The 11,749-nt window shown below is 57.2% G+C and carries 9 protein-coding genes; 1 reads left to right on the top strand and 8 read right to left on the bottom strand.

From position 1 onward, the window contains the following. Positions 1 to 58: 58 nt before the first annotated feature. The gene (gene mazG / locus B0E33_RS26220) at positions 59 to 880 is read left to right on the top strand and encodes a nucleoside triphosphate pyrophosphohydrolase (RefSeq protein WP_077292826.1); all 822 of its coding nucleotides are present in this window, start codon (positions 59 to 61) and stop codon (positions 878 to 880) included. Between the two features lie 40 nt (positions 881 to 920). On the opposite strand, the gene hflX is transcribed toward mazG, so the two are convergent. The 8 genes from hflX to B0E33_RS26180 form a co-directional block, all read right to left on the bottom strand. Continuing rightward, a complete protein-coding gene (hflX, locus tag B0E33_RS26215; protein ID WP_077293697.1) occupies positions 921 to 2,201 on the bottom strand; it encodes a GTPase HflX in 1,281 nt (426 codons plus the stop codon). 120 nt (positions 2,202 to 2,321) lie between these two features. Next, on the bottom strand, positions 2,322 to 2,579 hold the full coding sequence (gene hfq / locus B0E33_RS26210; RefSeq protein ID WP_173006241.1) for an RNA chaperone Hfq: 258 nt from the start codon (positions 2,577 to 2,579) through the stop codon (positions 2,322 to 2,324). 187 nt (positions 2,580 to 2,766) lie between these two features. Beyond that, positions 2,767 to 3,630, bottom strand: a complete 864-nt coding sequence (locus B0E33_RS26205) for a D-amino-acid transaminase (RefSeq protein WP_022998588.1) — start codon at positions 3,628 to 3,630, stop codon at positions 2,767 to 2,769. A 103-nt stretch (positions 3,631 to 3,733) separates the two neighbouring features. Beyond that, positions 3,734 to 5,110 carry a Trk system potassium transporter TrkA gene (gene trkA / locus B0E33_RS26200; protein ID WP_022998587.1) on the bottom strand — a complete coding sequence of 459 codons (1,377 nt, stop codon included), beginning with the start codon at positions 5,108 to 5,110 and terminating at the stop codon, positions 3,734 to 3,736. 50 nt (positions 5,111 to 5,160) lie between these two features. Further along, on the bottom strand, positions 5,161 to 6,528 hold the full coding sequence (gene ntrX, locus B0E33_RS26195; RefSeq protein ID WP_022998586.1) for a nitrogen assimilation response regulator NtrX: 1,368 nt from the start codon (positions 6,526 to 6,528) through the stop codon (positions 5,161 to 5,163). Then, the gene (locus tag B0E33_RS26190) at positions 6,518 to 8,782 is read right to left on the bottom strand and encodes a sensor histidine kinase NtrY-like (protein WP_077292825.1); all 2,265 of its coding nucleotides are present in this window, start codon (positions 8,780 to 8,782) and stop codon (positions 6,518 to 6,520) included. Before B0E33_RS26190 ends, ntrX begins: the two co-directional genes overlap by 11 nt. A gap of 383 nt (positions 8,783 to 9,165) precedes the next feature. Beyond that, positions 9,166 to 10,605, bottom strand: coding sequence for a nitrogen regulation protein NR(I) (ntrC, locus tag B0E33_RS26185; RefSeq protein WP_022998584.1), 1,440 nt, complete (start codon positions 10,603 to 10,605; stop codon positions 9,166 to 9,168). 2 nt (positions 10,606 to 10,607) lie between these two features. Beyond that, complete coding sequence (locus B0E33_RS26180; protein ID WP_035909465.1) at positions 10,608 to 11,747, bottom strand: two-component system sensor histidine kinase NtrB; 1,140 nt, start codon at positions 11,745 to 11,747, stop codon at positions 10,608 to 10,610. Positions 11,748 to 11,749: the final 2 nt, after the last annotated feature.

Genomic DNA, 11,749 nt, shown 5'->3' with positions numbered 1-11,749 from the left:
TCCCGGATATGCCAAAAGGCATCATCCGGATGACAAGCAGACAGGATGTTTCCGTTCCATGACTCCCAGCCGCGACATTTCCCGCCTTATCGAAATCATGGCAGCGCTCAGAACACCTGTGACCGGTTGTCCCTGGGATCTGGAACAGACGTTCGCGACCATCGCGCCCTATACGCTGGAAGAGGCCTACGAAGTCGCGGATGCCATTGCCAAGAACGATCTGGTGGAACTGCGCGAGGAACTCGGCGATCTGTTGCTTCAGGTCGTCTACCATGCACGCATGGCTGAAGAAGACGACCACTTCGACTTTGGCGATGTGGTCGAAGCCATCACAAAAAAACTGATCCGCAGGCACCCCCATGTTTTCGGTGACGAAAACGGAGAAAAACCGGAGCTGGTCAAAGGTATCTGGGAACGGATCAAGGCTGAAGAACGAGCGGAAAAGAGGTCCGCCAGGGAAGCGCTCGGCATGGAAGAAGCGCAAAAGGGCTTTCTCGACGACGTCCCGACCGCCTTCCCGGCCCTTCAGGAAGCCGACAAGCTGCAGCGACGGGCTTCAAGGGTTGGTTTTGACTGGAACGATGCCAGACTGGTTCTGGACAAGATCAGAGAAGAAACCCACGAACTCGACGAAGAACTTGCCAAAACCGTTCCGGACAAAGACCGGATCTCCGACGAACTCGGCGACACGTTGTTCGCGCTTGCAAACCTCGCCCGGCATCTGGACATCGATCCGGAAGAATCTCTCAGGCGCACAAACCGGAAGTTCCGCAAGCGTTTTGCAGCCATTGAAGCTCATGCAGTGAAAACGGACACGACACTTGAAGCGATGACGCTGGATGAGATGGAAGCTGCCTGGCAGGCCGCGAAGAACAAATAGTTCCCCCTGCTCGGCTCGTTCCGGCTTTCTATCCGACTAGCTAAAGATAAGCGGCATAAAGCTCGCGAAACGGGCCACGTTGCTTGTCGGAAACGCGCACTTCCGCCGTTACGAAATCTTCGGCATCGGTGCGTTCCAGCACCTCTGCCATCTGATAAAGTTTCGCCAGCAGAGCGCCATCGGCAACGGGGATCTTCACAGTCAGGATGTCGTCGTGCTGCGCCATGAAAGCATCGACACGGGCATAAAGCTGCTCGATCCCTTCGCCGGTCAGCGCGGAAAGGGCAATCGGACCCTCTTCACCGGCATCTTCCAGCAACTTTTCGCGGTAAGCCGGATCAAGGCAGTCGATCTTGTTCCAGACTTCGATGATCGGCGCGCCTGTCAACGCGTCAACACCAAGATCAGTCAGCGTCTTCTTGACGTCTTCTGCCTGCGCTTCGGTGTCCGGATGCGAAATGTCCCGCACATGCAGAATGAGATCCGCTTCAAGCACCTCTTCCAGCGTCGCCCGGAATGCGGCGACCAGATGGGTCGGAAGATCGGAGATGAACCCAACCGTATCCGACAGGATGACTTCCTTGCCATGCGGCAAGGCTACCTTGCGCAAGGTCGGATCGAGCGTGGCGAACAGAAGATCCTTGGCAAAAACGTCAGATTCGGTCATCCGATTGAAAAGCGTCGATTTACCGGCATTGGTATAACCGACCAGCGCAACAACCGGCTGCGGGATTTTCTTGCGTTTCTTGCGGTGCAGGTCACGCGTCCGGCGAACCTGTTCCAGCTGTTTCTGCAGCGCAATGATCCGGTCCTGAATCTGGCGCCGGTCGGCCTCGATCTGGGTTTCACCCGGACCGCCCATGAAACCTGCACCGCCGCGCTGGCGTTCGAGGTGGGTCCAGGAGCGGACGAGACGGCTCTTCTGCCAGGTCAGATGCGCCAGATCGACCTGAAGCCGACCTTCCTTGGTGCGGGCCCTGTCGCCGAAGATCTCCAGGATAAGACCTGTGCGATCGATGACCTTGGTCTTCAGCCGGCGTTCAAGGTTGCGCTGCTGAACCGGGGTGAGCGGATGATCTATGACAACAAGATCCAGGTCCTCGCTTGCAACGATCCCGGCAAGCTCGGCAACCTTGCCATCTCCAAACAGGGTTGCGGGTTTGGGATTGTTGACCCGGACAACGCCGGAATGCGCGATATTGAGATTGATGGCAGCACTCAGGCCGAGGGCTTCTTCCAGCCGCGCCTCCGGGCTGCGATTGCCGCGAAGTTCTGCCTGCGCAGTTTCGCCACGCAACTGCAGAACCGGCTCCAGAATCATCGCACGGAAGGGCTGGGGCAGATGGTCCACCCCAGTATCTTTCAACCTTAGAGATTTCTGGCCAGGTTCCTCGGAACCGTTGGATTTAGAAAAATCGTCTGCGCGAGACTTCGGTTTCAATCAGCTTGCCTTTTCAGCGTTTTCCTCAGCCTGATCGAACAGTTGAACAGGTCCGTTTGGCATAATTGTGGAAATCGCGTGTTTGTAAACCAGCTGGGAATGCCCATCACGACGCAGCAGAACGCAGAAGTTGTCGAACCATGTCACGACACCCTGCAATTTCACACCGTTGATCAGAAAAATCGTCAGAGGAGTTTTTTGCTTGCGAACGTGATTAAGAAAAGTGTCTTGGAGATTTTGTGCGCGCTCAGCCATCAGTCTTTTTATCCTATTTGCCCCGGATGCGGCCGAGCATCCGGCGTTTCAGCAGCCTACCGTCAAAAGCCGTTCAGTATCAATGACTAATGTTTGACGCACCGCCCGCTTTTCGTATAGCCCACCAGTCAAGACCGTCTGCCTCGGTCTAAAATAGTTTCGTACTTTCGACCCAATAAGGCCAATCGAATCATACCGCCTGCAAATCAGTAGCAGTATGGAACAATTCGCGCAATCGGGTTGCCACCGATCCAGGATGACCGTTTCCGATAATCCTGCCGTCCAAACGTGTCACAGGCATCACGACAGTCGTCGCTGCCGTGACAAATGCTTCCTTCGCATCGAAAGCTTCCTCAAGGCTAAACGGTCTTTCCTCAAACGTCAGCCCTTCCTTTTGGACGAGATCGAGAACCACGGCGCGCGTGATACCGCGCAGGATCCCGCTCTCGGCCGGCCGGGTGACCAAAACGCCTTCCTTGGTAACGATCCAGGCGTTGGTCGATCCGCCTTCGGTGACATTGCCGTCGGCATCCACATACCAGGCTTCCTTGCCGCCCTGTTCCTTGGCGTTCTGTTTCGCCAGCACGTTCGGCAATAGCGCTACGGTCTTGATATCGACGCGCGGCCAACGGTTTTCCGGATAACTGAACACCGAGATCCCCTGTTCGGCCTGTGCCTTGGCAGCAGTCGGGCTGGACGAACGGGCGGTCACCACGATCGACGGCGCAACATGCGCCGGCGGGAAGAAGTGATCTCGCTTGGAAACACCGCGCGTCACCTGAATATAAACCAGTCCGTTGCGAACCAGATTCCGACGGACTACCTGATGCAGCACGAATTCCACGGCGTTGCGAGCCATTGGCCAGTCTATGCGCAGCTCACTCAAGGACCGACCCAGGCGGTCCAGATGGCGCGGAACGTCGACAATCTTGCCCTGCCAGACTTCACAGACTTCATAAACGCCATCGGCAAACTGATAACCGCGGTCTTCAACATGCACCGCAGCATCGGCATGACGCACATACTGGCCGTTGACATAGGCAATCCGGCTCATGGTTCCTCCAGAACAGGACGGTTCGAAACGAACCGATTGGTATTTTTGAAAGTTTTGACCTTTCGGTCAGACAAAAGCAAGGCCAGAAAGAAGCCACTCAGCCTTAAAAGAAGTCAAGGCTGACGCGGAACATCTGTTCTACCTGGCGCACGCGGTTCGCAACCGCGAAGATCACGATACGGTCTTGCGCCTGAATCTGCAGGTCACCATTAGGCGTAAGCACCTCGCCGCCGCGGAAAACCGCACCAATGCGGATACCGGACGGCAGATCGATAACCCTAAGCGGCTTGCCGACCAGCGGCGACGTATCCAGCGCTTCCGCCTCGACAATTTCCGCAGCCCCGTTCTGAAGCGAATGAACGCCGCGGATACGACCACGTCGCACGTGCTGGAGAATGCGAGAGATGGTTACGGCGCGCGGGTTGATAAACGCATCAATCCCCAGCGCATTGGCAAAAGCCGGGTAACTCGGATTGTTCAACAGCGACAAGGAGCGTTTGCAGCCAAGCTTCTTCGCCATGACGGAAGACAGAATGTTGACTTCATCCTCGTTGGTGAGAGCCACCATGGTATCGGCATCGCCGGCATCGGCTTCATTCAGGATCGTCTGATCCAGTGCGCTGCCATGCAGGATGACCGATCGCTTCAACTCATCGGCAACAGCCATCGCCCGCTCACGGGAAGCTTCGATAAGCTTGATCTTCGTTCCGGACTGACGCTGTTCAAGTGCCTTGGCGACATAGAGCCCGATGTTGCCACCACCACAAATCACGACACGGGCCGCTTCCGGTTCCTCGTGGCCGAAAATGCTCAGCGTTCTACGAACCTGGTCGCGGCGGGCAACCACATAGGCAAGATCACCCGTCAGAATGGAATCACTGCTCTTGGGGACAAACAGCCTGTTGTTGCGATAAAGGCCGACGACAACGGCCCCAAGGTCCGGGAAGAGTTCGGTAAGCTGGCGCAAGGGAGTGTCCACCACCGGGCAGTCCTCCTCGCACATGATCCCGACGACAACAACTTGGTCGTCGGCAAACCGGACAGTCTCGACAGCGCCTGGAAGCGCCAGACGGCGCAGTACCATCTCGCCAACTTCGATTTCTGGCGAGATGATCACGTCGATCGGCATGTGATCGCGCGAAAACAGATTGCGCCAGCGCCCCTGCAAATAGGATTGCGCCCGGATACGGGCGACCTTCGTGGGAACGTTGAAGAGCGAATGCGCCACCTGACAGGCCACCATGTTGACCTCGTCATAAAGCGTGACGGCAACAATCATGTCGGCCTCTTCGGCCCCGGCCTGTGCAAGAACGTCCGGGTGCGCGCCATGCCCGACAAAGCCACGCACGTCCAACTGATCGCCAATGGCGTTGATCAGTTGGGGAGAAGAATCGATCACGGACACGTCGTTCTGTTCCGCAGCAAGACGCTCGGCAATGCCGTAGCCCACCTGCCCCGCGCCGCAAATCACGATTTTCATGGAAAGATCCCTTTCCCGCCTTGCCGTTACCTATCGCTTCCCGAAGTGCCTCAGGTCATGCCCAGGGTTTTCAGCTTCCGGTGAAGCGCAGACCGTTCCATACCGACAAATTCGGCAGTCCGCGAGATGTTCCCGTCAAATCTCTTGATTTGAGCCTGAAGATATTCACGCTCGAAGATCTCCCGGGCCTCGCGCAGTGGAACGGACATCAGGTGTTCCCCCGTACCTGACGTGGGCAGGCTCGGCAGAGTTTCTCCGATTTCCGCTGGCAGCAAATCCGCGGTGATGGTGCTGTCCGGATCGCCGCGGCTCAGAATCATCAGGCGTTCGACGTTGTTGCGTAGCTGACGCACGTTGCCCGGCCAGTCATGCGTTTGCAGAACCGCCATGGCGTCATCACCGATAGGCCTTTGCGGAATGCCCGAAGCACCGGAAATCTGGTGCATGAAGTGATGCACCAATACCGGAATATCCTCACGTCGTTCTGCAAGACCAGGCACACGCAGGGGAACCACGCTCAGACGGTGATAGAGATCCTGCCGGAACAGTCCCGACGCAATGTGTTCTTCGAGGTTTTTCGATGTCGAGGACAGGATGCGAATGTCGACCTGAACCTTCTGGGTGCCGCCAACACGGGCGAAGCTCTGCTCTACGAGAACCCGCAGGATTTTCCCTTGGGTTTCGGCCGGCATGTCGGCGACTTCGTCGAGGTAAAGCGTACCGCCATGGGCTTCTTCCAGCGCACCAATCTTGCGCAGATTGCCGTTTTCATCCTCGATGCCGAAGAGTTCTTCTTCCATCCGCGACGGCGTGATGGTTGCAGCGTTCAGCACAACGAACGGGCTTTTGGCACGCGGCGACATATCGTGGATCATCCGGGCAGCACGCTCCTTGCCTGCACCGGAAGGACCGACGATCAGGATACGACTGTTCGTTCCCGCAATCTTCTGGATGGTTTGCCGAAGGTTGTGAGCTGCCGAGGAGTTGCCAATGATTTCGCTGGTTTCGCCGCTGCGCTGCTTCAGATCGCGGATTTCACGTTTCAGGCTGGAAGCTTCCAGGGCGCGCTCGACGATATGAACCAGCCGGTCTGCCTTGAACGGCTTTTCGATGTAATCGTAGGCCCCGCGCTTGATGGCAGAGACCGCTGTTTCAATGTTGCCGTGACCGGAGATGATCACGACCGGCATTTCAGGATCCGTTTCACGGAAGATATCGAGCAGGGCAAGGCCGTCGAGGCGGCTTCCCATCAACCAGATATCCAAAATGACAAGCGAAGGCTTGCGCTCCTTCACTGCGGCCAGGGCGCTGTCTGAATCGTGCGCGGTCCGCGTTCCATAACCGTCATCATCCAGGATGCCGGCAATCATTTCGCGAATATCGGTTTCGTCGTCTACGACAAGAATATCATGCGCCATGGGCAGTCACAGTCTGGTTTTGCAGGTCGGTCTCCGGCTCGATCTCGGCATGTGCTGCCAATGTCAGTCGAACGAGCGTGCCCGTGTCCTCAGGGTTGGTTTTGGGGGCGTCGAGCAATTCGATGCCACCGCCGTGGTCTTCCAGGATCTTGCGGACGATGGCAAGGCCAAGGCCCGTCCCCTTCTCCCGGGTTGTCATATAGGGTTCCAAAAGCCGGCTGCGATTTTCTTCCGGCAGCCCGATGCCATTGTCGATGACATCAATCACGATCCGGCCGCTGCCGTCTTCCAGTTCACCGCGCAAATGCACGGTCACCTTGCCTTTGGGCAAATCGTCTCCGATACGCGCACTCACCGCCTCCGCAGCATTCTTGACCACATTGGTCAGAGCCTGGCCAATCAGACGTGCGTCAAAGACAGCCGTCACCGGACTAGACGGAACATCCGCGGTAACACTGATTTCCGGATTTGCCACCGACTGCATGAACGCCGCATCGCGCACCGCCTCGCGCAGATCTCCAGATGTCTTCGTTGGCTTGCGCATACGGGCGAAGGACGAGAACTCGTCCACCATCTGGCCGATATCTCCTACCTGCCGAACAATGGTGTCGATGCATTGATCGAAGACTTCCCGGTCCTCCTCGATGCGTTTGCCGTAGCGGCGACGGATGCGTTCTGCCGAGAGCTGGATCGGTGTCAGCGGATTCTTGATCTCATGCGCGATGCGCCGGGCAACATCTGCCCAGGCCGAATTGCGCTGTGCCGAAACCAGATCTGTAATGTCATCCAGCGTCACCACAAAACCATGTTCGCGCCGGGTAGACTGCTCCCTCGTTATACGCACGTTGATCGTACGCAGGCGTCCGCCCCGCGTGATCTCGATCTGCGTTTCCGGAACCCTGTCACTGTCATTCTTCAAGACATCGGAAATGCAGTCGTTCAGCTCCGGCACCACCTCGATCAGAGACTTGTTGAGAATCTGCACTTCATCCAGCTGCAGCAATTCCAGGGCCGAGCGGTTGATCAGCATGATCGAGGCTTCATCGTCAACGCCAATGACGCCGGTGGATACTCCGGAAAGAACCGCTTCGTTGAAGCGGCGGCGGCGGTCGATCTGCTCGTTCGCAGCCAGTAGCGCATCACGCTGCCCAAGAAGCTGACCGGTCATCTTGTTGAAGGTTTCGCCCAGGTTGGCGAGGTCACCACCGGATTTCTCGGTCGGAACCTTGACGACGAGATTGCCTTTGGACACCTCGTCTGCTGCCGAAATCAACGTTCGGATCGGCGAAACAAGTCGATTGGCAAACCCGAAACCTATCCAGATTGCCGACAAGAGCAACACCAGCGCAACGCCGAGATAGACCAGAGCAAAGGCCACCTGGACGCCAAAGCGGCTATTCTCCATCTGCTGGTATTGCGAAGCACCCGTCTCGGCAAGACGCAGATATTCGACAACGCGCGGATCAATGGCGCGAACGGCATAGAGATAGAAATTGTCATAGGCGGACAATTTCATGACACCGCCGACAAGATTGGAACTTCCCGGTGCGATCAGGATCGGATCCCCGGATTTGGCCTTGAAGAAACTGTCGGCAGGCGGCAGCGGCACTTCCGCGTTGGGATCTATGACGACGCGGGTGACCACCTCACCGTTTTCGTTCAGGATAAAGGCCGCGAGGATACCGCGGAGGGAAACCTGCGTGGCAAAGAACTGATCGAAACGGGTCGGCTCGAATTCATAAACCGCCTTCGCCCGGTCGATATCGTTGGTCATGGCGATCAGGTCGCCGCGCAGAACCCTGGCGTGTTCCTGAAGATAGGCCTGAGCAACGGTCAGGGCGTTGTCGATAATCTGACGCGTCCGGTCCTCGAACCAGCGATCAAGACCCCGGTCAAGCGTAATCGCTGCCAGAATGGCCATGAGAACGGCCGGCACAGCCGCAACCACACTGAACAGGGCCACGACCCGCACGTGAAGGCGAGCAGCAGCCCGTCCGCGCCGCCGAGCTTGCCACAACTTCAGGATCTCGAAGGCTATTACACCCACGAGAATTGCCGCGAGCGCACCATTTATGGTCATCGCGACCATGATGACTTCCCGCGTGGGATCGATGGACGTCAACCCCATCAGGATAACGAAGGTGACGCCGATGGAAACGAGGGCAAGCAGGATGATCGCAAGACCCACGCGCCGCCAGAATTTGCCTGCGGCGCTGGATTGAGCGACGGGTTCTTGTACTGCTTCCAGTATCATTCGGTCTCTTTTGATTTCAGCTCGCCAAATGCGGACTGTCTTGCTGTATTTGCGGCAAACTTATCACACAATGTTGCGAAATTGCGACAGACCAGAAGAGGCGCAGAAAATTTGCGGTGGACAGGTGATCACTTTATCGCACACTGCTGAATTCGTTATTCTTTTTTGCAGCATTCACAAAATGAATGCCTCTTCTGTAATTGGAATTTTCCTTCAGATGACCCAATGAAACCAGGCTGATATTGAGGGCGAAAATATCTCCTCGTGGTTTCCCACCCCGTGAATCACAAGACCACTCGTCACGACAACCTGCACCTGGAACAAAAACGCGGCCAGACCTTTCGGCCTGACCGCATCAATTTGCCGCCCTGTCCTGAAAAAGACTATCGGGTGGACCGCATCACCTGGATGTCGAGATCCCGGATCTTCTTGCGCAGTGTGTTCCGGTTGACACCGAGAAGCTCTGCCGCCTTGATCTGGTTACCACGCGTCGCCGCCAATGCTGCGCTGATCAGAGGGTACTCCACTTCCCTCAGGATGCGGTGATAGAGGCCGGGAGGCGGCAAGGCATCGCCGAACGTGTCGAAATAGCCAGAAAGATAACGCTCGACCGACCCACCGAGATTGACAGTCTCCTGGGATTCCTCTTCCATCGGCGAGACCGAAGGCTGACTCAACTCCTGCTCCAGCAGGTTTTCGCTGATCACGTCCTGCGGATACAGCGCAGCCAAACGACGAACGAGGTTCTCCAGTTCGCGCACGTTTCCAGGCCAGCGATACCGGCGCAGAAGATTGAGCGCTCCCTGGTCGATCTGCTTTGCCGGCAGCCCCTCTTTTTCAACGAGCGTAAAGAAGTGCCTCACCAGATCCGGAATGTCCTCGACGCGCTCGCGCAGCGGCGGCAGGCGGATTGGAACCACATTCAGCCGGAAATAGAGGTCTTCGCGGAATAGGCCCTGGTTGATCAGGTGCCGCAGGTCCTTGTTGGTGGCTGCAATGATCCTGACGTCCGTCTTGATGGGGGTGCGACCACCGACGGTCGTGTATTCGCCCTGCTGCAAGACGCGCAGCAACCTGGTTTGAGCTTCCATCGGCATGTCGCCGATTTCGTCGAGAAACAATGTACCGCCATCTGCCTGTTCAAACCGGCCGGAGCTGCGGTTCTGTGCTCCGGTAAAGGCGCCCTTTTCGTGACCGAACAACTCGGCTTCGATGAGGTCTCGTGGAATGGCCGCCATGTTGATGGCAACAAACGGTCCGTTACGCCGCTTGCCGTAATCATGAAGCGCCCTTGCGACAAGTTCCTTGCCGGTACCGGATTCGCCGTTGATCATCACCGTCAGGTCGGTCTGCATCAACCGTGCAAGAACCCGGTAGATCTCCTGCATGGCGGGAGACCGCCCCACAAGAGGCATGCCCTCGCCCGCATCATCAAGATCGACAGCCGGCCGCTTCTTCGGCTCTTCCAGTGCGCGCTGAACAATACTGGTCAGCTCCTTCAGGTCGAACGGCTTGGGCAGATATTCATACGCCCCCTTCTCCGAGGCCTTGATGGCCGTCATGAAGGTGTTCTGTGCGCTCATGACCAGAACCGGCAACTCCGGCCGCATCTTTTTCATGCGTGGCAGCACGTCGAAGATATTTTCGTCCGGCATGACCACGTCGGTGATCACAAGATCGCCATCGCCGGATGAGACCCATCTCCAGAGCGTTGAGGCGTTGGAAGTCAGCCGCACCGTATAACCTGCCCTGGACAGGGCCTGGTTGAGAACGGTGCGGATGGCTGCGTCGTCGTCTGCAACTAAAATCGTGCCCGTCGGCATGGTTACTCGGTTCCTCTGCTGGTCCGGTCGGACGAAGCTGTGCTGTCACCCGTGAACGCGGGCATCAGAATGCGGAAAACTGTCTTCTGGCGTTGGCTGTCACATTCGATGACACCGCCGTGGTCACCAATGATCTTGGCAACGAGTGCCAGACCAAGACCTGAGCCATTGGTCTTTGTCGTGATAAACGGCTCAAACAGATGCGGAAGAAGGTCTTCCGGAACGCCCGGTCCATTGTCCTGAACACAGAACTCCAGCGGCAGGCTGACCTTTTCGTCAGTACCGGGAACAGACAGCCTCACACCGGGCCGAAACGCCGTCGAAACGCGAATTTCACCATCGGGATCATCGCCAATCGCTTCGCTGGCATTCTTGATCAGGTTCAGGAAAACCTGAATCAGCTGATCCTTGTTGGCATAAACCGGAGGCAACGACGGATCATAAATCTCCACAATCCGCTTGCCGCGGGCAAAGCCGGAATCCGACAAGCGCTTCACGTGGTCCAGAACCACGTGAATATTGACGGGCTCTCTTTCGATCGGTCGTTCGTCCGAAAATACTTCCATCCGGTCGACCAGCTTCACGATCCTGTCGGTCTCATCCATGATCAGACGTGTCAGCGCCCGGTCTTCGGCTGGCACCGACTGCTCTATAAGCTGGGCGGCTCCGCGAATTCCTGACAGCGGATTCTTGATCTCATGCGCCAACATGGCGGCAAGTCCCGTCACGGTGCGGGCGGCTCCACGGGACGTCAGCTGCCGGTCGATCTTTTCCGCCATGGTGCGTTCCTGGAACATCAACACCACAGCCCCCGGCCGCTCCGATACCGGCGCAGCGTTGATATCGACCACCTTCGGAGCTCCGATACGCGGAGAACCGATGTCGACCTTGTATTCGTTGACCGGCGCGCTGCGTTCGCGCACCTGCTCGATCAGGGTCAGCAAGGGGCTCCCGAAAGGAACAAAGTCGCTGATTGGATGGCGACGGAGCACCGATACACTGGACCGCATGAAAATTTCCGCGGCCATGTTGGCAGACTCGATCACGCCGTCCGGCGCCACCAGAAGCACCGGGTGTGGCAAGGCATCCAGTATAGTTGGCCCGTCACTGGCAAGCGCGGCCGTACGGCCTGTCTGAGACATGA

The organism is Roseibium algicola (assembly GCF_001999245.1).
Classification (GTDB): domain Bacteria; phylum Pseudomonadota; class Alphaproteobacteria; order Rhizobiales; family Stappiaceae; genus Roseibium; species Roseibium algicola.
The sequence above is the reverse complement of the archived record's forward strand: the minus strand, read 5'-3'. Positions and strand labels throughout refer to the sequence as shown.

Bases quoted from the DNA above. Each gene is read 5' to 3' on its own strand.
- hflX (WP_077293697.1), bottom strand. From the start codon at position 2,201: ATGATTCTGGAGCCGGTTCTGCAGTTGCGTGGCGAAACTGCGCAGGCA.
- ntrX (WP_022998586.1), bottom strand. From the start codon at position 6,528: ATGGCGCATGATATTCTTGTCGTAGACGACGAAACCGATATTCGCGAA.
- ntrC (WP_022998584.1), bottom strand. From the start codon at position 10,605: ATGCCGACGGGCACGATTTTAGTTGCAGACGACGACGCAGCCATCCGC.
- B0E33_RS26205 (WP_022998588.1), bottom strand. From the start codon at position 3,630: ATGAGCCGGATTGCCTATGTCAACGGCCAGTATGTGCGTCATGCCGAT.
- B0E33_RS26190 (WP_077292825.1), bottom strand. From the start codon at position 8,782: ATGATACTGGAAGCAGTACAAGAACCCGTCGCTCAATCCAGCGCCGCA.
- B0E33_RS26180 (WP_035909465.1), bottom strand. From the start codon at position 11,747: ATGTCTCAGACAGGCCGTACGGCCGCGCTTGCCAGTGACGGGCCAACT.
- mazG (WP_077292826.1), top strand. From the start codon at position 59: ATGACTCCCAGCCGCGACATTTCCCGCCTTATCGAAATCATGGCAGCG.
- trkA (WP_022998587.1), bottom strand. From the start codon at position 5,110: ATGAAAATCGTGATTTGCGGCGCGGGGCAGGTGGGCTACGGCATTGCC.